This is a genomic window from Alsobacter sp. P4_H11 (genome assembly GCF_056400925.1).
The window spans coordinates 151,622-171,532 of the sequence record NZ_JBFUKI010000013.1; the positions used below are offsets into that span (position 1 = coordinate 151,622).

The 19,911-nt window shown below is 68.7% G+C and carries 18 protein-coding genes and 2 riboswitches; of the genes, 7 read left to right on the forward strand and 11 right to left on the reverse strand.

Features of this window, described 5'->3' with window-relative positions:
* Position 1: 1 nt before the first annotated feature.
* From AC1DSZ_RS20860 to coxB, 11 genes are all read right to left on the reverse strand, one after another.
* Entirely contained in the window at positions 2-2,884 is a 2,883-nt protein-coding gene (locus AC1DSZ_RS20860) for an EAL domain-containing protein (protein ID WP_476840260.1), read from the reverse strand.
* Positions 2,885-3,019: 135 nt separating this feature from the next.
* Positions 3,020-3,622 carry a GNAT family N-acetyltransferase gene (locus AC1DSZ_RS20865; RefSeq protein WP_476840261.1) on the reverse strand — a complete coding sequence of 201 codons (603 nt, stop codon included), beginning with the start codon at positions 3,620-3,622 and terminating at the stop codon, positions 3,020-3,022.
* A gap of 10 nt (positions 3,623-3,632) precedes the next feature.
* On the reverse strand, positions 3,633-4,958 hold the full coding sequence (locus AC1DSZ_RS20870) for a M16 family metallopeptidase (RefSeq protein WP_476840262.1): 1,326 nt from the start codon (positions 4,956-4,958) through the stop codon (positions 3,633-3,635).
* Positions 4,955-6,376, reverse strand: a complete 1,422-nt coding sequence (gene thrC, locus AC1DSZ_RS20875; RefSeq protein WP_476840263.1) for a threonine synthase — start codon at positions 6,374-6,376, stop codon at positions 4,955-4,957. The genes AC1DSZ_RS20870 and thrC overlap by 4 nt, the downstream gene beginning before the upstream one ends.
* A 61-nt stretch (positions 6,377-6,437) precedes the next feature.
* Positions 6,438-7,193: an SURF1 family protein gene (locus AC1DSZ_RS20880; RefSeq protein WP_476840264.1), complete on the reverse strand. Its 756-nt coding sequence runs from the start codon at positions 7,191-7,193 to the stop codon at positions 6,438-6,440.
* A gap of 264 nt (positions 7,194-7,457) precedes the next feature.
* The gene (locus AC1DSZ_RS20885; protein WP_476840265.1) at positions 7,458-8,333 is read right to left on the reverse strand and encodes a cytochrome c oxidase subunit 3; all 876 of its coding nucleotides are present in this window, start codon (positions 8,331-8,333) and stop codon (positions 7,458-7,460) included.
* A gap of 52 nt (positions 8,334-8,385) precedes the next feature.
* Complete coding sequence (locus tag AC1DSZ_RS20890; RefSeq protein WP_476840266.1) at positions 8,386-8,997, reverse strand: cytochrome c oxidase assembly protein; 612 nt, start codon at positions 8,995-8,997, stop codon at positions 8,386-8,388.
* Positions 8,997-9,158, reverse strand: coding sequence for a hypothetical protein (locus AC1DSZ_RS20895; RefSeq protein ID WP_476840267.1), 162 nt, complete (start codon positions 9,156-9,158; stop codon positions 8,997-8,999). The genes AC1DSZ_RS20890 and AC1DSZ_RS20895 overlap by 1 nt, the downstream gene beginning before the upstream one ends.
* Positions 9,155-10,144 (reverse strand): heme o synthase, encoded by a 990-nt coding sequence (locus tag AC1DSZ_RS20900; RefSeq protein ID WP_476840268.1) that lies wholly within the window; start codon positions 10,142-10,144, stop codon positions 9,155-9,157. Before AC1DSZ_RS20900 ends, AC1DSZ_RS20895 begins: the two co-directional genes overlap by 4 nt.
* Positions 10,145-10,297: 153 nt before the next feature.
* Complete coding sequence (ctaD, locus tag AC1DSZ_RS20905; protein ID WP_188516559.1) at positions 10,298-11,917, reverse strand: cytochrome c oxidase subunit I; 1,620 nt, start codon at positions 11,915-11,917, stop codon at positions 10,298-10,300.
* A 78-nt stretch (positions 11,918-11,995) separates the two neighbouring features.
* Positions 11,996-12,844 carry a cytochrome c oxidase subunit II gene (gene coxB / locus AC1DSZ_RS20910; protein WP_244643769.1) on the reverse strand — a complete coding sequence of 283 codons (849 nt, stop codon included), beginning with the start codon at positions 12,842-12,844 and terminating at the stop codon, positions 11,996-11,998.
* Between the two features lie 373 nt (positions 12,845-13,217).
* Here coxB and AC1DSZ_RS20915 point away from each other — a divergent pair, with 373 nt between their 5' ends.
* The 7 genes from AC1DSZ_RS20915 to gcvPB all read left to right on the forward strand — a co-directional run bounded on the left by AC1DSZ_RS20915 (position 13,218) and on the right by gcvPB (position 19,848).
* A complete protein-coding gene (locus AC1DSZ_RS20915; protein ID WP_476840269.1) occupies positions 13,218-13,754 on the forward strand; it encodes an invasion associated locus B family protein in 537 nt (178 codons plus the stop codon).
* 109 nt (positions 13,755-13,863) lie between these two features.
* Complete coding sequence (locus AC1DSZ_RS20920) at positions 13,864-14,472, forward strand: hypothetical protein (RefSeq protein WP_476840270.1); 609 nt, start codon at positions 13,864-13,866, stop codon at positions 14,470-14,472.
* An 80-nt stretch (positions 14,473-14,552) separates the two neighbouring features.
* The gene (locus AC1DSZ_RS20925; protein WP_476840271.1) at positions 14,553-14,822 is read left to right on the forward strand and encodes a helix-turn-helix domain-containing transcriptional regulator; all 270 of its coding nucleotides are present in this window, start codon (positions 14,553-14,555) and stop codon (positions 14,820-14,822) included.
* Between the two features lie 71 nt (positions 14,823-14,893).
* Positions 14,894-14,997: riboswitch (glycine riboswitch) on the forward strand.
* 3 nt (positions 14,998-15,000) lie between these two features.
* Positions 15,001-15,101, forward strand: a riboswitch (glycine riboswitch).
* 56 nt (positions 15,102-15,157) lie between these two features.
* Positions 15,158-16,315, forward strand: coding sequence for a glycine cleavage system aminomethyltransferase GcvT (gene gcvT / locus AC1DSZ_RS20930; RefSeq protein WP_476840272.1), 1,158 nt, complete (start codon positions 15,158-15,160; stop codon positions 16,313-16,315).
* A gap of 223 nt (positions 16,316-16,538) precedes the next feature.
* A complete protein-coding gene (gene gcvH / locus AC1DSZ_RS20935) occupies positions 16,539-16,910 on the forward strand; it encodes a glycine cleavage system protein GcvH (RefSeq protein WP_476840273.1) in 372 nt (123 codons plus the stop codon).
* Between the two features lie 17 nt (positions 16,911-16,927).
* Positions 16,928-18,268, forward strand: coding sequence for an aminomethyl-transferring glycine dehydrogenase subunit GcvPA (gcvPA, locus tag AC1DSZ_RS20940; RefSeq protein WP_476840274.1), 1,341 nt, complete (start codon positions 16,928-16,930; stop codon positions 18,266-18,268).
* A complete protein-coding gene (gene gcvPB / locus AC1DSZ_RS20945) occupies positions 18,268-19,848 on the forward strand; it encodes an aminomethyl-transferring glycine dehydrogenase subunit GcvPB (protein ID WP_476840275.1) in 1,581 nt (526 codons plus the stop codon). The genes gcvPA and gcvPB overlap by 1 nt, the downstream gene beginning before the upstream one ends.
* Positions 19,849-19,911: the final 63 nt, after the last annotated feature.

The window sequence follows — 19,911 nt, forward strand, 5'->3', positions numbered from 1 at the left end:
CTCACGCCGCCTCCGCCGCCGCCCCGACCAGCTTGCGCGCTTCCAGCGCCGTCATGGGCGGGCCGAAGGCGTAGCCCTGCGCGTGCTCGCAGCCGAGCTGGTAGAGTTCGATGGCGTCGGACTCGGTTTCCGCGCCCTCGGCGACCACTTCCATGCCGAGGTCGTGCGCCAGCGTGATGATCGAGCGCAGGATCACCGGGCGGGCGCCCTTGCCGTCCGGCTTCACGAAGGAGCGGTCGATCTTGATGGTGTCGAACGGGAAGCGCTGCAGGTAGGAGAGCGACGAGTAGCCGGTGCCGAAATCGTCCAGCGACAGCCCGGCGCCGAGATCGGCGATGCGGGTCAGGATCTGGGTGGCGTATTCCGGGTTCTCCATCACCAGGCTCTCGGTGATTTCGAGCTTCAGCGTGCCGCGCTGCACCGGGTAGCGCGACAGCACCATCTTGACGTCCTGCAGGAGGTCGTGGCGCAAAAGCTGGCGGCTCGACACGTTGACGCTGGCGAAGATGGGCGGGTCCACCTCCAGCGCGCGCTGCCAGGCGGCGAGCTCCTGGGCGGTGCGATCGAGCGCGAAGACGCCAAGTTCGATGATGAGCCCGCTCTCCTCCGCGATGGAGATGAACTCCGCCGGGGCGAGGCGGCCATGCTTGGGATGGTCCCAGCGCATCAGCGCCTCGAAACCCGCGACGGTGCGATCCTCCAGCCGGACGATGGGCTGGAACAGCATCTTGATCTCGTTGCGCTCGACGGCGCGACGCAGGTCCATCTCCAGCGCCAGACGGTCGGTGCGCTGCGCCCGCATGGCGGGGCGGAACACCTCGATGCGGTCGCCGCCGAGCTTCTTGGCGTGCATCATCGCGATCTCGGCCGAGCGCAAGACGTCCTCGCCGCGCGACTGGGAGCTCGGATCCGGCAGCGCGATTCCGGTGGACGCGGTGAGGAATATCTCGCGGTCGCCGAACACAACCGGGGTGGTGACGACGCGCCGAATGGTGTCGGCCAGCATGGTGATCCGGTCGGGCTCGCGCTCGGACAAAAGCAGCAGGCCGAACTGGTCGCCGGTGACGCGCGCGAGCGTGTCCTGCGGCTTCAGGAGCCGCCCGAGCCGGCGCGCCACCGCGAGCAGGATCGAGTCCCCGGCCGGCAGGCCCACCGATTCGTTGATCTGCTTGAACCGGTCGAGGTCGAGCACGATCACGGTGGGGCGCACGTCGTCGTCGGTGCGTGCCAGCGTCAGGGCGTTGTCGAGCCGGTCCAGGAACAGGCGGCGGTTCGGCAGGCCGGTGAGATTGTCGTGGACGGCGTCGTGGAGGATGCGCTCCTCGGCGGTCTTCATCTCGGTGACGTCGCCGAGGGTGCCGACCACGCGCACCACTTCGCCGTCGGAGCCCACCACCGGGCGGGCGCGCAGCGCGTACCAGTAGTAGTGGCCGTCCGAGGTCTTCAACCTGAAGTCCAGCGAGACGCGCCCGCGGCGCTGCTCCAGCACGGCGTCCAGCGTGGCCCGGAAGCGGTCGCGGTCGAAGGGGTGCATCACCTCCAGCCAGTTCGCGGCGGGCCCCTCCAGCGCGCCGCGCTTCAGGCCGAGCTGCGCCTCCACCTCGGGGCTCACGAACACGCGGTCGGCCGTCACGTCCCAGTCGAACACGGTGTCGCCGGAGCCCGCCAGCGCCAGCGCCTTGCGCTCGGCGTCGCTGACCAGCCCCTGCGCCAGCGCGCCGCCCGCAAAGGCGTGCTGCATCACCGTGAAGCCGATCAGCATCACGATCAGCACCAGGCCGCCCAGCAGGGCCGGGGACACGAAGTCGTTGGTGAGCTGGCCCGAGATCGCGAACGCGGTGGCGATCACCCACACCAGCAGCAGGAACCAGGTCGGCGCCAGCATCACGGCGCGGTCGTAATTGTGGGTGGAAAGGTAGACGACCAGCAGGAAGCCCACGGCCGCCACGGCCGCGATCGAGATGCGCGCCACGCCGGCCGCCATCACGGGGTCGAACACCGCGAGCCCGATCAGGGCAGTGAGGAACACCAGCCAGCCGGCCGTCACGTGGCTGTAGCGCACGTGCCAGCGGTTGAGGTTGAGGTAGGCGAACAGGAACACCAGCAGGGTGGCGGCCAGCACGGCCTCAGCGGCCGATCGGTAGACCTGCTCGCCCTGCGGCGTGGTGGGGACGATCTTCTGCCAGAAGCCGAAATCGATGCAGATATAGGCCAGCACCGCCCAGGCAAGCGCCGCGGCGGCCGGGAAGATCACCGCGCCCTTCACGACGAACACGATGGTGAGAAACAGCGCCAGCAGCCCCGCGATGCCGATCACGATGCCGCGGTAGAGGGTCAGGCCGTTGGCCTTCTCCTTGTAATCGTCCGGGTTCCACAGATAGAGCTGCGGCAGCTTCGGATTGGCGAGCTCGGCGATGTACGTCACCGTCGAGCCGGGATCGAGCACGATCTCGAAGATGTCGGCCTCGGCGTTGTCCTCGCGGTCCGGGCTTTCGCCCTGGCTCGCCGTCACGGCCGTGATGCGCGTCGCGCCGAGGTCGGGCGACACCACGCCGGAGTTCACCAGCCGGAAATGCGGGGCCACGAGCCAGCGGGTGAGCTGCTCGTTGGTGTCGTTCTTGAGCGCGAAGACGATCCAGTCCGGCCGCGTGCCGGCCTCCTTCGCCTTGATGGCGATGCGCCGGACGATGCCGTCCGCGCCGGGAGCTGTGGAAATCTGGATCAGGTCGCCGTCGGAGCGCGAGCGCTCCACGAAGGGCAGCAGGTCCACAGCCGCGCTGCCGGTCCGCACCGACACGGGATCGAGCGCCAGGGCCGTCCCGGGGACGGCCGCCAGCGCGAGGACGAGCCCGGCCAAGGCGAAAATGAACCTGAGAAAACGCAACGAGGACGTCCTGGGGAATCGGCGCCGAACCTCCCGGGCGGGCGGCGAAGCGTCAGCAGTGGTAGCTGTCGGAAGGGAGGAGGGCAAGGCGGGCTCGCCCCATCGGGAGGAACACGGCGTGGTTCTCGCCGCCCATCAAGGCGAGGGTGTGTCCGCCGCAAACTCGGCCCGCAGCAGGGCGAAGAGCAGGTGGTCCTGCCACAGCCCGTCGATGCACAGATATTGCCGGGCGTAGCCCTCGCGCTGGAAGCCGACCTTCTCGAGAACCCGCGTCGACGCGATGTTGTAGGGCACGCAGGCCGCCTCGATGCGCCGCAGCCGCAGCGTCTCGAACGCATACGTGCAGGCGAGGCGCACGCCGGTCGTCATCGCGCCGGCGCCCGCATGCGGCTGGCCCATCCAGTAGCCCAGCGTCGCCGCCTGCGACACGCCGCGGCGCACCATGCCGAGCGTCAGGCCGCCCAGCAGCGCGCCGTCGGCTTCGCGGAACAGAAAGAACGGGTAGGCCGAATCGTCCTCGATCTCGCGCGCGTAGCGCTTCAGCCGGCGGCGAAAGGCCGGCTTGGTCAGGTCGTCCGAAGGCCACACGGGCTCCCACGGCTTCAGGAAGTCGCGGCTCGCCTCGCGCAGCGCCGCCCAGGCGTCAAAATCCTCCAGCCGGGGCGGGCGCAGCGCGAGCCCCTTGCCGCGGATGCCGGGGGGCTCCTCGGCGGCGATGGGCAGGCGGAAGAACGCCACCGGGGCGGCCTTACGCCGCCGGCTTCGCCGAGCCCAGATGGGCGGCGATCCGCGACGTGTCCATGAGCTTGCGCACGGGCCCGACGGCCGTGACCGTGGGCGCGCTCGCCAGCGTGGCGGCGGCGACGCGCTTCACGTCGTCCAGCGTGATCGCCTCGATGGCGGCCACGATCTCCTCGCGCGGCATCACGCGCCCGAAGGCGAGCACGTGGCGGGCCATCTGTTCGGCCCGGCGGGCGGAGGACTCGAGCCCCATCAGCAGCGAGACCTTGATCTGCTGCTTGGCGCGGACGACCTCCTCCTCGGTGGGCCGCTCCGCCGCCTCGCGCAGGCAGTCGAGCATCACGGGCATGAACTCGGCCAGCTTGTCCTCGCCGGTGCCGCCATACACCGCAAAGGTGCCGGTGTCCGAGAAGGGCTGGTGGAACGAGTAGATCTCGTAGCAGAGGCCGCGCTTCTCCCGGATTTCCTGGAACAGGCGGGACGACATGCCGCCGCCCAGCAGGTTCGAGAACACATGCAGGGCGTAGTGATCGGGATGGTTGAAGGAGGCGCCCGCGAAGCCCACCACCATGTGGGCCTGCTCGAGCTTGCGGATCTTGCGCTGGTCGCCGCCCGTGTAGACGCCCGCCACGGGCTCGGGCGCGACTTCGGCTCCGAACTTCGCGAAGCGACGCGAGACCTCGTCCACCACGGCGTCGTGGTCCACCGCGCCGGCGGCCGCCACCACCATGTCGGGGCCGCGATATTGCCGCTCCAGGAAGCCGCTCATGCTCTCGGGCGTCTGCGCCCGCACGGTTTTGGGCGTGCCCAGGATGCGCCGCCCGATAGGCGCGCCCCCATAGGCGGTCTCCATGAACATGTCGAAGACGATCTCGTCCGGCGTGTCCTCGCAGGCGCCGATCTCCTGCAGCACGACGCCCTTCTCGCGCCGGAGCTCGCCTTTGTCGAAGGCCGGCTCGGTGAGGATATCGGACAGGATATCGAGCGCCAGCGGCACGTCCTCGCCCAGCAGGCGCACGTAGTAGGAGGTGCGCTCCACGCTGGTCTCGGCGTTGAGGTCGCCGCCCACGGCCTCGATCTCGGCCACGATCTCGAGCGCCGAGCGCCGGCGCGTGCCCTTGAAGGCCATATGCTCCAGCAGGTGCGCGAGGCCCTGCTCGCCGTCGCGCTCGTGCCGCGCGCCCGCGCCGATCCAGACGCCGAGCGACGCGGTGGCGAGTTGCGGGATGGTTTCGGTGACGACGCGCAACCCGTTCGGCAGCGTGGTGATGCGCACCGCCTCCTGCCGCGGCGCGCCGAATTTCAGGTCCTTGTTGCGCGGGGGCGCATTCATGCGGCGGCTCCCTGCCGGGACCCGGCGGCCCTGGCCTTGTGACGGACGAATGTCTCGATCGCTGCCTGATCATTGGGCAGCACGGTGAAATGCTCGGGACGCTGGAGAAGATCCGCGAGATGCGCCGGCAAGGCCGGCCTCTGTCCCGTGGCGGCTTCCACGGCGTCCGGGAACTTGGCCGGATGGGCGGTGCCGAGCACCACCATCGGAGTCTTGGGCTCGCGCGCCAGCACCGTGCGGGCGCTGGCGACGCCCACGGCCGTGTGCGGATCGAGCGTGTAGCCGCTGCTTTGGAACGTGCCGGCCATCTCGGCCCGGACGCCGGCCTCGTCGACCCGGCTGGCCGAGAACTCGGCCCGGATCTGGTCGAGCGCGGCGGGCTCGATCGTGAAGGACTTGCTCTGCGAAAGGCCCTGCATGAGCCGCCGGACGGTAGCGCCGTCGCGGCCATGCGCCTCGAACAGGAGGCGCTCGAAATTGGACGAGACCTGGATGTCCATGGAGGGCGACGAGGTCGGCACCACGCCGGTCGCCTCGTAACGGCCGGTCGCGATGGCGCGGGCCAGGATGTCGTTGGCGTTGGTGGCGACATTGAGACCGCCGATCGGCAGGCCCATGCGCTTGGCCACCCAGCCGGCCAGCACGTCGCCGAAATTGCCGGTCGGCACGGAGAAGTTCACCGGCCGGTGTGGCGCGCCGAGGCTCACGGCGGCCGTGAAATAGTAGACCACCTGGGCGACGATGCGGGCCCAGTTGATGGAGTTGACGCCGGACAGCATCAGCTCGTCGCGGAACGCGTGGTTGTTGAACAGCGCCTTCACGAGCGCCTGGCAGTCGTCGAAGTCGCCCTCCACCGCGACCGCGTGGACGTTCTCGGCGTCCACGGTGGTCATCTGCCGGCGCTGTACCTCGCTCACCCGGCCCTGCGGGTAGAGGATGAACACGTCGACCCGCTTAAGGCCCTTGAAGGCGTCGATGGCCGCGCCGCCGGTGTCGCCCGACGTGGCACCCACGATGGTGGCGCGCTGGCCGCGCTGTTCCAGCACGTGATCCATCATGCGGCCGAGGAGCTGCATGGCCACGTCCTTGAACGCCAGCGTCGGGCCGTGAAAGAGCTCCAGAACGAAGAGGTTGTCGCCGAGCTGCACCAGCGGGCACACGGCCGGGTGCCGGAACGTCGCATAGGCGGCGTCCACCATGGCCGAGAAAGCGGCGGGATCGATGTCCGACGCGAAGGGACCGATGATGCGCCGCGCGACCTCCGGGTAGGAGAGGCCGGCGAGATCCGCGATCGCGTCATGCGTAAGAGTCGGCCAGGTTTCCGGCATGTAGAGGCCGCCGTCTCGGGCGAGGCCGGTCAGCAGCGCGTCGGAAAAACCGAGGGCGGGCGCTTCGCCCCGGGTGGAAACATGGATCACGGGTGACCTCTTCAGTGCGACGCGAGGGTAGGAGCCCGGTCGGGGCCTGACAAGCGCAGGTTCACGCAGAGCCGTCCTTCAACTGCTGACGTGCCCAGAAGCCGAACACCCCCAGGATGCACAGCGCCAGCGCGAACCACGTGAAGGCGTATTGCAGGTGGTTGTTGGGGAAGCTCACGACCGTGTTGCCGCCCCGGGGCCAGCCGCCCGGAACGGGCGTCGCGTCCGCGTCCACCACGAAGGGGGCGACGCGCGTGAGGCCCTTGGCCTGGCCGATCGCGACCGGATCGCGCGAGAACCAGTTGTTCCTGGCAGGGTCGTTGTTGGGCACGAACACGCCGGGGTGCTCGGGCATCCGCAGCAGCCCCGTCACGGTGACGTCCCCCGCCGGCTGCCCTTCGGCCCGCTTGGCCGGATCGCGCAGCTCGGTCGGCACGATGCCGCGGTTGACGATCACGACCGAGCCATCGGCGAGCTGCAACGGAGTGAGGATGAAGAAGCCCATCAGCGTGTTGGCCGGGGCCGGGCCGGTGGTCGGCAACGCGATGAAGCCGTTGAGGTGGGCTTCCTTGTCATGCAGGAAGCGCCCGGTGACGCGCACCCGTTGGTAGTCGACGTTCTTGGAGTTGAGCCCCGCCCAGTCGGCCTCGGGCGGCAGGGGCCCGGGCTCGGCGTGCATCCGCGCCTCGACCCGCGCCAGCAGCCGCTGCTTCGCGCCCAGGCGCTCGATCTGCCAGAAGCCGAGCCCGACCAGGATGGCGAAGCCGACCAGCGTGGCGATGGCCGGCGCGATGAGACGGGTGAGGCGACGATCCAAGGATGCAAACTTTCTCTGAAAGCGAAAAGGCGGCCCGGGGGCCGCCTGATCCGGAATTCGAGGCCGCAGCTCCCACCCTCCCCTTGAGGGGGCGGGTCGCCGCGAAGCGGCGGGGTGGGGTGCTGCCGGGCGTTGTACGGAACCTGGGTTGTCTGCTCAGGTGGTTGCCGGAGTCGGAGCTCGTCCCCGGCTTCACCCCACCCCGCCGGCCTGCGGCCGTCGACCCTCCCCCTCAAGGGGAGGGTGAAGAGAGACCCTCTCCCGTCAGTGCGCGGCGGCGGCGCCTACGGCGGCGCCCCAGTTGGAGCCCTTCAGGTAGATGGCGACGAACAGGAACAGCCACACCACGTCCACGAAGTGCCAGTACCAGGCCGCGAACTCGAAGCCGAGGTGACGCTGCGGGGTGAAGTGGCCCTTCAGGGCGCGGATCAGGCAGACCAGCAGGAAGATGGTGCCGATCAGCACGTGGAAGCCGTGGAAGCCCGTCGCCATGAAGAAGGTGGCGCCGTAGATCGAGCCCTTGAAGGCGAAGTGGGCGTGCGAATACTCGTAGACCTGCACGACCGAGAACAGCGCGCCCAGGATCACGGTGAGGATCAGGCCCCACTTCAGGCCCTGGCGGTCATTGTGCAGCAGGGCATGGTGGGCCCAGGTCACCGTGGTGCCGGAGGTCAGCAGGATCAGGGTGTTCAGCAGCGGCAGGTGGAAGGGATCGAACACCTCGATGCCCTTCGGCGGCCAGTGACCGCCCGTCAGCTCGAAGCGGGCGAACTGCTTGGCCTCGTTGGCGAACAGGCTGGCGTCGAAATAGGCCCAGAACCACGCCACGAAGAACATCACCTCGGAGGCGATGAACATGATCATGCCGTAGCGGTGGCTGATCTGCACCACGCGGGTGTGGTCGCCCTTGTGCTCGGCCTCGTTGATGACGTCCGACCACCAGGCCAGCATGGTGTAGAGCACGCCGATGAAGCCGGCGCCGAACAGCACCGGGCCTGCATGCAGGCCGCCGAGCGCCATGTTCTTCATCCACATGATCGCGCCCAGCGCCATCACGAAGGCGCTGATCGATCCGACGAACGGCCAGGGGCTCGGGTCGACGAGGTGGTAGTCGTGGTTCTTGGCGTGGACGTCGGCCATCAGGGTCGCTCTCCGATACGATCCACGGGCGATTCTGGCGCCCGCGTGCCGCTTATAGCTTAGGTTTGCGTGTGGGGTCGGCATTTTCGGCCAGGGGCTTTGCGGAGCCCTTGGTCGGGAAGATGGTGTAGCTCAGGGTGATCTCGGTCGCGCTCGCCAGATCGCGGTTCTTCACGATCTCGGGGTCGACATAGAACACCACCGGCGCTTCGAGCGTCTCGCCCGCCGCCAGCGTGATTTCGTTGAAGCAGAAGCACTGGAGCTTGTTGAAATAGGCTCCGGTCATCTCGGGCGCGACGTTGAAGGACGCGATCGCGGTCCCGGGCTTCGTGCTGCCGTTGATGAGCTTGTAGAACACGGTCGCGGTCTCGCCGACCTTCACGTCGATGCTCGGCTGCTCCGGCTCGAAGCGCCAGCCAAGGCCAGTCGACACGTTGGAGTCGAACCGCACCTTGAACACGCGCTCGCCCGTGGTCTTGGACGCCTGCGTGGCGATCAGCGGCGTGCCGCCAAAGCCCGTGGCCTGGCAGAACATGCGGTAGAGCGGCACGGCCGCATAGGAAAGCCCGACCATGCCCACCACCGTGAACACGCACGCAAACAGCGTGCGGCGCGTCGCACGCGACGTGGCAGGAGAGGGTGGGGAGGGGCGATCCTGTTCCATCACATCGGCCTGTTGAGGACGTTGCCGCCCAGCTTGGCGACGGTGACGACGAAGAACAACAGCACGAGGCCGCCCAGCACGAGCCCGAGCGCGACCGAACGCGAGCGGCGGCGCTTGGCCTCCTCGGCGGTCAGCACGATGCCGGGCTTCTGCTCGATCACGACGCGGCTCCCGAAAGGAGGCGGGCTGCGAAGGAGCCCAGCGCGGCGACGCGGTCATGGCCGACCATGAACTCGCCCAGCAGCACGGCGTAGAGCAGGAACAGGTAGAGGATCGAGAAGCCGAACATCCCGAACGCGGCCTTGCGGGCCGCCTCGCCCTCGCGGCGCGTGAAGATGCGCCAGGCGAGCACGAGCATTATCACGCCGGTGACGCCGGCCGTGAGCGCATAGGGCAGCCCCGCGAAGCCCATCACGAAGGGCAGCATCGCGACCGGGACGACGATCAGCGTGTAGATGAGGATCTGCAGGCGGGTGTGGTCGTCGCCCGCCACCACGGGCAGCATCGGGATGCCGGCGCGGCGGTAGTCGTCGGACTTCACCAGCGCGAGCGCCCAGAAGTGCGGCGGCGTCCACAGGAAGATGATGGCGAACAGCACGACCGTCTCGATCGACACCGTGCCGGTGACGGCCGCGTAGCCGATCATGGGCGGGAAGGCGCCGGCCGCGCCGCCGATCACGATGTTCTGCGCGGTCGCCCGCTTCAGCCACATCGAATAGATCACGACGTAGAAGAAGATCGTGAAGGCCAGCAAGCCGGCCGCGACCCAGTTGGTGATCAGCCCGAGCGTGACCACCGAGCCGATCGACAGCGTCAGGCCGAAGCCCAGCGCCTCGTCGCGCGTCACCTTGCCGGCCGGGATCGGCCGCTTGGCGGTGCGCCGCATCAGGGCGTCGATGTCGGCGTCGTACCACATGTTGAGGCAGCCGGACGCGCCGGCGCCCACCGCGATGGCGAGCAGGGCCGCAAAGCCGATCACCGGGTTCACGTGCGGGGCCAGCATCATGCCGACCAGCGCGGTGAACACCACGAGCGACATCACCCGCGGCTTCAGCAGGGCGAAGAAATCGCCCGCCATGCCGTTGGAGAGGCCGGACTGGCTCTGCCCGATGCTGTCTTGAACGATGCTGTCGCTGACCGCTGACATGTACGCGTCAAAGGCTCCGTGTGGGTGGTCGGTTCGGGTGCGAACCGGTCCTCGGCGTCTCCGTCCCGGCGGGGCGGACAGGCGAAGGATCGGGCTTTTCAACAAAGTCCGGAGCCGGCCGAAGCCGGCTCCGGTGAAAACGTCTCGCCTCGATCAGTGATCCGAGCCGGTGATGCGCGGCAGCGTCTCGAACTGATGGAAGGGCGGGGGCGACGAGAGCGTCCACTCCAGCGTGGTCGCGCCTTCGCCCCACGGGTTGTCGCCGGCCTTTTCCTTGCGGCTGAAGGCCGTGAACACGCCGTAGAAGAACACGATCAGGCCGAGCGCGAAGATGTACGAGCCGAAGGACGAGATGCGGTTCCAGCCCGCGAAGGCGTCCGGATAGTCCACGTAGTGACGCGGCATGCCGGCCAGACCCGTGAAGTGCATCGGGAAGAACAGCAGGTTCGCGCCCACGAAGGCGATCCAGAAGTGGAGGCGGCCGATCCAGTCCGGGATCACGTAGCCGGAGATCTTCGGGAACCAGTAGTACCAGGCCGCGAAGATGCCGAACACCGCGCCCAGCGACAGCACGTAATGGAAGTGCGCCACCACGTAGTAGGTGTTGTGCAGCTGCCGGTCGACGCCAGCGTTCGCCAGCACGACGCCCGTGACGCCGCCGACCGTGAACAGGAAGATGAAGCCCATCGCCCAGATCATCGGCGCGGGGAAACGCAGCGAGCCGCCCCACATCGTGGCGATCCAGGAGAACACCTTCACGCCCGTCGGCACCGCGATCACCATGGTGGCGAACACGAAGTAGCGCTGCGTGTCGAGCGACAGGCCGGCCGTGTACATGTGGTGAGCCCACACCACGAAGCCCACCGCGCCGATCGCCACCATCGCGTAGGCCATTCCGAGATAGCCGAAGATGGGCTTGCGCGAGAAGGTCGAGATGATGTGGCTGACGATGCCGAAGGCCGGCAGGATCATGATGTACACTTCGGGGTGACCGAAGAACCAGAACAGGTGCTGGTACAGGATCGGGTCGCCGCCGCCGGCCGGGTCGAAGAAGGTCGTGCCGAAGTTGCGGTCCGTCAGCAGCATCGTGATGGCGCCCGCGAGCACCGGCAGCGACAGCAGCAGCAGGAACGCGGTCACCAGCATCGCCCAGGCGAACAGCGGCATCTTGTGCAGGGTCATGCCCGGCGCGCGCATGTTCAGGATGGTGGTGATGAAGTTGATCGCGCCCAGGATCGACGAAGCGCCGGCCAGATGCAGCGACAGGATGCCGAAGTCCAGCGCCGGGCCCGGGTGGCCCGAGGTCGACAGCGGCGGATACACCGTCCAGCCGCCGCCGAAGCCGTTGGAGCCGGGCGCGCCTTCCACGAACAGCGAGATCAGCAGCAGCGCGAAGGAGGAGGGCAGCAGCCAGAACGAGATATTGTTCATGCGCGGGAACGCCATGTCGGGCGCGCCTATCATGAGCGGCACGAACCAGTTCCCGAACCCGCCGATCAGGGTGGGCATCACCAGGAAGAACACCATGATGAGGCCGTGACCCGTCACGAACACATTGTAGGTCTGCGGATTGGTGAAGTACTGCAGCCCGGGCTCCTGGAGCTCGAGGCGCATCGCGATCGAGAGCGCGCCGCCGATCAGGCCGGCCATGAGGCCGAAGATCAGGTACATCGTCCCGATGTCTTTGTGGTTCGTCGACAGCACCCAGCGGCGCCAGCCGGTCGGGTGATGTGCGTGCGCGTCGTCGTGCGCGTGTGCCGCAGCAGTTGCCATTGTGTCGTGTCCCAGATCGCTGGAAGCCAAGCTTCCGCTGTCCTGTTCGCAGTTTAAGCTTCGAAAGGCCTCAGGCCGTCACTCGACCGGAGCCGAGCGCGAGGCGACCTTCACGGCCGCGCCGGCGTCGTTGGAGGCGAACTTCTTTTTCGCGTCCGCGAGCCACGCCGTGTACTTGTCCTGGCTCACCACCCGGATGGCGATGGGCATGTAGGCGTGGTTCTGGCCGCACAGGCGCGAGCACTGGCCGTAATAAACGCCCTCGCGGTCCGTCTTAAACCAGGTCTGGTTCATGCGGCCCGGAATGGCGTCCATGCGGAAGGCCAGAGACGGCACCGAGAAGGAATGGATCACGTCCGCGCCCACCACCTGGAAGACCACCGTCTTGCCGGCCGGGAGCACGACCTCGTTGTCCACCGCCAGCAGCGCCGGCTGGCCGGCCTTCTGGGCGTCCTCGCGCGTCAGCATGTAGCTGTCGAACTTGAAGCCGCCGCCCTGGTCCTGCGGGTACTCGTAGGACCAGTACCACTGGTTGCCGATCGCCTTCACGGTGATGTCGGCCTTGGGCAGCTCGATCTGGTACTTCAGCAGCCTGAAGGACGGGATCGCGATGCCAACCAGGATCAGCACCGGAATGATCGTCCAGGCGATCTCGAGGCCGGTGTGATGCGTCGTCCGCGAGGGGACCGGATTGGCCTTCTCGTTGAACTTCACCACCACGGCGATCAGCAGGCCCAGCACGAACAGCGTGATGATCGTGATGATCCAGACCAGCGCGGTGTGGAAGTCGTGGACGAACTCCGCGACGGGAGACACGGCGTCCTGGAAACCCATTTGCCAGGGTTCGGGATGTCCGGCCGCCGCGAAGGCGTGGCCGGGGATGCTGAGACCGAGCGCCGTGAGCGCTGAACGGTTCCAGAAACGAATCGTCACCTGCGAATCTCCTGACCTGAATGTGCCCGGCCCATCGGCGCGTCGCGTCTTTCCGAAGGCGGCGTTCCCCACGGGGGAGGGGGAGAACGGAGCCGCTTTGGACGCGCAGACCTGAACCTCGCGCAGCTTGATCTAGCGCAAAGACCACGAAGGCGCCACCACCGCAACCGCAGCGGTCCGCGTTTTTTGTGCGTCATAAGCACGCGAGAATGGCGCTTTCGCCCATCCTATAAACCAAAGTCGGATCGGGGACCGCGCCTTGACACGCGTTTGCGGCCATGGTCCCACCATCGCGTGCCCCCGCAATGTCTCATCATATGAGGCGCGGGCGAACTTTTTGCTTGGCCCGAGAACAGGAGCGGTCCCCATGCCGAAGGTCTTGACCGACATGCTGGCCCGGATGGCGCCCCGCCTTTCCGCGAGCCTCGCGGCGGGCCTTGTCGCCGCGCTGGCGTTTATCGCCCCGGCGGCCGCGCAGGGTCCCGTGAAGAACAGCTTCGGCGACTGGCAGATGCGGTGCGAGACGCCGGCCGGCGCCAAGGTCGAACAGTGCGCTCTCGTGCAGAGCGTCCAGGCCGAGGACAAGCCGAACGTCACCCTGGTGGTGATCGTGCTGAAGACCGCCGACGGCAAGAGCCGCCTCCTGCGCGTCATCGCGCCCCTCGGCGTGCTGCTGCCCGCCGGGCTCGGCCTCAAGATCGACCAGGCGGATGTCGGCCGCGCCGGCTTCGTGCGCTGCCTGCCCACCGGCTGCGTCGCCGAGGTCATCATGGAGGACGAGCTCCTGGGCAAGCTGAAGAGCGGCAAGGCCGCCACCTTCATCGTGTTCCAGACGCCCGAGGAGGGCATCGGCATCCCGGTGTCGCTCAACGGCTTCCCGAAGGCCTTCGAATCCCTGCCTTGACGGTTGCGGCGACTCGCCTTCCGTCTCGCGCCATCCTCGCCCCGTCGGGGTCTCGTGTGTTAAGCACCTGCCGCCGCACCGCCACGGTTGCGCTTGCTTGGAGTGTTCGATGATCCGGTCCGTATCGCGCGTTCTCCGTCTGGCCGCCCTTTTGGGCTCCGCGGGCCTGCTGGCCGGCTGCAACACCTTCGGCGGATCGGCTGAGCCGCAGGCGGCCTCGGCGTCGGGCGGCTCCAGCTTCATGAACATCTTTCGCTATGGCGGCACCACGGTTCCGCCGTCCATGAACCCGCCCGAGGAAGAGGTGGACTGCCCCTCCGTGCAGATCCTCGACGGCGCGGCGGCGTTGCGCCAGGAAGCCGGCGGCGACGTCCGCAGCCAGCTCTCCATCGGCCAGACGGCGCGCGAGTGCCGGGTTGTCGGCAACCAGATCTCCATCAAGGTCGGGCTGGAAGGCGCGGCCGTGCTCGGCGCCGGCGGATCGCCGGGGACCTATGTGGCGCCCATCCGCTTCGTGGTGAAGAAGGGCGACAAGGTGGTCTCGTCGGTGCTCCAGCGCGGCAGCGTCACCATCCCGCAAGGCGACGTGCGCGCCAGCTTCGTGATGGTGCAGGATGGCCTGACGGCTCCCAAGGATGGCCCCGGCGACCTCGAGATCTATATCGGCTTCGATCCCCAGGGGCGCGGCGCCCCGGTGAAGAAGCGCAAGCGGGGGTGAGGGCGGGTCGCTTCTGCGAGCCTGAACCCGAGTTTCGACGATGCTGGTGGAATTTTCCTTCAATCCCGCCGACTACGTCGGTGACTGCCGCTTATCAGCGCGATCTGGTCAGCGCCTCATTTATAATTGGCGATGCGGCGTACATTTCCGCCGCGCTCAGCGTCGTGGCCCAGGCGCAAGGAATTGCGGAACTCGCCGAGAAGGCTGGCTTAGCCGTCGACAAGCTCGCAAGGGAGCTCAGCGAGGGCGACCCGCGTCTTTCGACCGTCCTTTGCGTGCTCCGCGCGCTGGATTTGCGGTTGGAGGCGAGGAGCGTGGGGCCCGAGGATCTTGAGGTCACGGCCTGCTGAAGCGGCCCTTGGCCGGAGCCGGTCCGCCCGCGTTGACTCACCCCCGCGGCTCGCCTACCAAAGTGGTGCTTCTGATCTCCGCGGAAGAGTCCGGCAGGGTCGTCTTTGCACCCGGTCGGCGCCGAAGGCGCAACCGCCCCGGAAACGCTCAGGCCCAATGGACCGCGGAGAGCTGGCGCTCTGGAAAGCGGCGTTCGCGCGAGCGAAACGCCCACCGACGGGGGTAACCTCGGCCCTTCGATAGCGGCCGGGGGAAATCTCTCAGGTCTTCGGACAGAGGGGGCGCGAACCGGGCCGATGGGGCCCGGCCGCGCAATCCTGTCCGGGAGACCCGAATGGCCGAGCCCAGCGCCGACTCCGATGCCCCGATCGCCGTCACCCCTCTTCATGCGCGCCACCGTGCGCTCGGCGCCCGCATGGTGCCGTTCGCCGGTTACGAGATGCCGGTGCAATACCCGACCGGCATCCTGGCCGAGCACGCCTGGACGCGCGAAAGCGCCGGCCTGTTCGACGTGTCGCACATGGGCCAGGGCTTCCTGATCGGCCCCGACCACGAGACCACCGCCCGCGCACTCGAGGCGCTGTGCCCGGCAGACGTGCTGGGCCTCAAGCCCGGCCAGCAGCGCTATTCGCAGTTCCTGGCCGACGATGGCGGCATCCTCGACGACTTCATGATCACCCGCCCGGCCGACCCGGACGAGGACGGCGTGCTGATGCTGGTCGTCAACGCCGCCGGCAAGGCGCAGGACTGGGCCCATCTGGAGCGCAACCTGCCCGCCGGCGTTCGCCTGCTGCGCGCCGACGGGCGCGGGCTCCTGGCCCTGCAGGGGCCCAAGGCCGCCGAGGCGCTGGACCGCCACGCCCGCGGCGTCGCCGAGATGGCGTTCATGACCGCCATCTCGACCAGCTTCGACGGCATTCCGGTGCAGGTCTCGCGCTCGGGCTACACGGGCGAGGACGGCTACGAAATCTCGGTGTCCGCGAAAAAGCTCGACGCTGTCGCGAGCGCGCTGCTCGCCGACCCGCTGGTGAAACCGATCGGCCTCGGCGCCCGCGATTCGCTGCGGCTCGAGGCCGGGCTCTGCCTCTATGGCCACGACATAGACCCAACCACCTCGCCGGTGGAGGCCGCCCTCGTGTGGTCCATGGGCAAGCGCCGGCGCCAGGACGGCGGCTTCCCGGGCTTCGAGCGCATCAGCCGCGAGCTGGCGGACGGCCCGTCCCGCATCCGCGTCGGCCTCCTGCCGGAAGGCCGCGCTCCGGCCCGCGAGGGCGCCGAGATCGTGACGCCGGAGGGCCAGCCCGTCGGCAAGGTCACCTCCGGCGGCTTCGGCCCCACGGTCGGCGGCCCGATCGCGATGGGGTATGTCGCGCCCGCCCACGCCGCGCCCGGCACCGCGCTGGCCCTGATGGTGCGCGGCCAGGCGCTCCCCGCCACCGTCGTCGCGCTGCCCTTCGTGCCGCACCGCTACGTGCGCAAGGCCGCGTCGTGAGGACGGGCGCCTGCCCCATTCCGCGATCCGGAACCCTCTCCCGCGCAGCGGGGGAGGGCAGGGAGGGGGCGGCCGAGCGCTTCGACGTCCATCGTGACGCACGACCGCCCCCTCTGTCGGCTGCGCCGACATCTCCCCCGCTGCGCGGGAGAGAGTTCGCGCCCAGCTACCCGTCCCTGACGACCCGAGATCCCGCACCCACCGCCACCCTCAGGAGCCGCCCATGACCATCAAGTTCACCAAGGACCACGAATACATCCGGGTCGAAGGCGACATCGGCACGGTGGGGATCAGCGACTACGCCCAGCAGCAGCTCGGCGACGTCGTGTTCGTGGAGCTGCCGGCCGTCGGCAAGAGCCTCGCCAAGGGCGCGGAGGCCGCCGTGGTGGAGAGCGTCAAGGCGGCGAGCGAGGTCTATGCCCCGGTCGCCGGCGAGGTCGTGGAGGTCAACGCCGAGCTGGAGGGCACGCCCGCCACCGTGAACGACGACCCGCTCGGAAAGGGGTGGTTCGTGAAGCTGCGGCTCGCCGACCCGGCCGAGCTCGACGCCCTCATGGACGAAGCCGCCTACAAGGCCTTCGTGGCCTCTTTCTGATCCGGACGGGACCCCGCATGCGCTACCTGCCCCTCTCTGATGCCGAGCGCGCCGACATGCTGGCGCGCATCGGCGTCGCCTCCATCGACGATCTCTTCGCCGACATCCCGGCCGACAAGCGCCGCGCCGGCCTGGCCGACCTGCCGACGCGCAAGACCGAGATGGAGGTCGAGCGCCTGCTCGGCCGCATGGCGGCGCGCAACACGGCGGCCTCTTCCGTGCCGTTCTTCGTCGGCGCGGGCGCGTACAAGCACCACGTGCCCGCCACCGTGGACCACCTGATCCAGCGCTCGGAATTCCTCACGAGCTACACGCCCTACCAGCCCGAGATCGCGCAGGGCACGCTGCACTATCTGTTCGAATTCCAGACCCAGGTGGCGGCGCTGACCGGCATGGAGGTCGCCAACGCGTCCATGTATGACGGCTCCACGGCCTGCGGCGAGGCCGTGCTGATGGCCCACCGGGTCACCCGCCGGCGCAAGGCCGTGCTCTCGGGCGGGCTCCACCCGCACTACGCCGAGGTGGTCCGCACCCTGTCGCGCATGGCCGAAGACGAGGTCGTGACGCTGGCGCCAGACGTCGGCGCAACCGAGGACCTGCTCGCCGCGATCGACCGCGAGACATCCTGCGTGGTGGTGCAGACCCCGGACGTGTTCGGCAATCTGCGCGACCTCACCGCCATCGCGGAGAAGTGCCACGCCGAGGGCGCGCTGCTGGTCGCGGTGTTCACCGAGGCGCTGTCGCTCGGGCTGGTCACGCCGCCCGGCCACATGGGGGCCGACATCGTGGTCGGCGAGGGCCAGAGCATCGGCAACGGCCTCAACTTTGGCGGCCCCTATGTGGGCCTCTTCGCGACACGCCAGAAATATGTCCGCCAGATGCCCGGCCGCCTCTGCGGCCAGACCGTGGACGCCGACGGAAACCGCGGCTTCGTGCTCACGCTGTCCACCCGCGAGCAGCACATCCGCCGCGACAAGGCGACGTCCAACATCTGCACGAATTCGGGTCTGTGCAGCCTCGCCTGGACGATCCACATGTCGCTGCTGGGCTCGGCCGGCCTCTCCCGCCTGGCGCGCCTCAACCACGCCAATGCGGTGAAGCTGCACGAGGCGCTGGAATCTCTACCTGAAGTGGAAGTGCTGAATGCAAGCTACTTCAACGAGTTCACGCTGCGTTTGAAGACGCCCGCCGCCGCCGTCGTGGAGGCTCTCGCGGCGCGCGGGATCATGGCCGGCGTGCCGGTCTCGCGCCTGCTGCCCGGCGCCGGGCTGGACGATCTGCTGCTGGTCGCCTCCACGGAAATCAACACCGATGAAGACCGCGCCGCCCTCGTGGCCGGCCTGAAGGAGCACGCGTGATGCTGAACCGCCAGGGACGCGCCACCCAGCCGGGCGAGGCCGCTTCCGCCGCCGCCCACCCCACCTTCACGGGCAACCGCGCGCTCCAGCAGGAAGAGGCGCTGATCTTCGAGTTCGGCCGCCTCGACGCCACGGGCGTGGACGTGGACGAGCCGCCCTCCTTCACGCCCCGCCTCGGCGGGCTGGAGCGCCGGGACGGCATCGGCCTGCCGGGCCTCTCCGAGCCGGAAGCGATGCGCCACTACGTCCGGCTGTCGCAAAACAACTACGGCATCGACACCGGCGTGTTTCCGCTCGGCTCCTGCACGATGAAGCACAATCCGCGGCTGAACGAGCGCATGGCCCGCCTGCCGGGCTTCGGCGACGTGCATCCGCTGCAGCCCGTCTCCACCGTGCAGGGCGCGCTGGAGCTGATGGACACGCTGGCCGCTTGGCTCATGGAGCTCACCGGCATGCCGGCCGTGGCGCTCTCGCCCAAGGCCGGCGCCCATGGCGAGCTCTGCGGCATGATGGCCATCAAGGCCGCGATCGCCCACAAGGGCGAGGCGGGGACGCGCCGCACCGTGCTGGTGCCCGACAGCGCCCACGGCACCAACCCGGCCACGGCCGCGCTGATCGGCTTCGCCGTGAAGCCCGTCCCGGTACGCCCCGACGGCACCGTGGACCCCGAATCCGTGCGCGCGCTGGCGGGGCCCGACACGGCCGCCATCATGCTCACCAACCCGAACACCTGCGGGCTGTTCGAGCCCGACATCGTCGAGATCGCGCGCGTCATCCACGAAGCCGGGGCCTATTTCTACTGCGACGGGGCCAACTTCAACGCCATTGTCGGCAAGGCACGGCCGGGCGACCTCGGCGTCGACGCCATGCACATCAACCTGCACAAGACGTTCTCGACGCCCCATGGCGGCGGCGGCCCGGGCTCGGGACCGGTGGTGCTCTCCGACCGGCTCGCCGCCTTCGCGCCCGTGCCCTTCGTGGTGGGCGCCGCCGAGGGCTTCCGGCTGGTGGAAAGCGAGGCCGACGCGGCCGGGCAGGGGGCCCAGCCGTTCGGCCGCCTCACGGCCTTCCATGGCCAGATGGGCATGTTCGTGCGCGCCCTGTCCTACATGCTCTCGCACGGCGCGGACGGCATGAAGCAGGCCTCCGAGGACGCGGTGCTGAACGCCAACTATGTGCGCGCCTGCCTGGCCGACCTCCTCTCCCAGCCCTTCGGCGATCGCCCCTGCATGCACGAGGCGCTGTTCGACGACGCCTGGCTCAAGGACACCGGCGTCACGACGCTCGATTTCGCCAAGGCGATGATCGACGAGGGCTACCACCCGATGACCGTGTACTTCCCGCTGGTGGTGCACGGCGCGATGCTGATCGAGCCCACCGAATCGGAATCCAAGGCCTCGCTCGACCTCTTCATCGCGGCCCTGCGCGACCTCGCGATGGCGGCCAGGCGCGGCGATGCGGAACGCTTCACCGGCGCGCCCTACCACGCCCCGCGCAAGCGCCTGGACGAAACCCGAGCCGCCCGCCAGCCCATCCTGCGCTGGACCCCGCCCGAACCAGTGCGGGACGCCGCCAAGTAGGGCTCCAGCGGAACCCTCTCCCGCGCAGCGGGGGAGGGCAGGGAGGGGGCGGTCGAGCGCCGC

Bases quoted from the DNA above. Each gene is read 5' to 3' on its own strand.
- AC1DSZ_RS20870 (WP_476840262.1), bottom strand. From the start codon at position 4,958: ATGAATGCGCCCCCGCGCAACAAGGACCTGAAATTCGGCGCGCCGCGG.
- AC1DSZ_RS20885 (WP_476840265.1), bottom strand. From the start codon at position 8,333: ATGGCCGACGTCCACGCCAAGAACCACGACTACCACCTCGTCGACCCG.
- AC1DSZ_RS20890 (WP_476840266.1), bottom strand. From the start codon at position 8,997: ATGGAACAGGATCGCCCCTCCCCACCCTCTCCTGCCACGTCGCGTGCG.
- AC1DSZ_RS20900 (WP_476840268.1), bottom strand. From the start codon at position 10,144: ATGTCAGCGGTCAGCGACAGCATCGTTCAAGACAGCATCGGGCAGAGC.
- ctaD (WP_188516559.1), bottom strand. From the start codon at position 11,917: ATGGCAACTGCTGCGGCACACGCGCACGACGACGCGCACGCACATCAC.
- AC1DSZ_RS20915 (WP_476840269.1), top strand. From the start codon at position 13,218: ATGCCGAAGGTCTTGACCGACATGCTGGCCCGGATGGCGCCCCGCCTT.
- AC1DSZ_RS20920 (WP_476840270.1), top strand. From the start codon at position 13,864: ATGATCCGGTCCGTATCGCGCGTTCTCCGTCTGGCCGCCCTTTTGGGC.
- gcvT (WP_476840272.1), top strand. From the start codon at position 15,158: ATGGCCGAGCCCAGCGCCGACTCCGATGCCCCGATCGCCGTCACCCCT.
- gcvH (WP_476840273.1), top strand. From the start codon at position 16,539: ATGACCATCAAGTTCACCAAGGACCACGAATACATCCGGGTCGAAGGC.
- gcvPA (WP_476840274.1), top strand. From the start codon at position 16,928: ATGCGCTACCTGCCCCTCTCTGATGCCGAGCGCGCCGACATGCTGGCG.
- gcvPB (WP_476840275.1), top strand. From the start codon at position 18,268: ATGCTGAACCGCCAGGGACGCGCCACCCAGCCGGGCGAGGCCGCTTCC.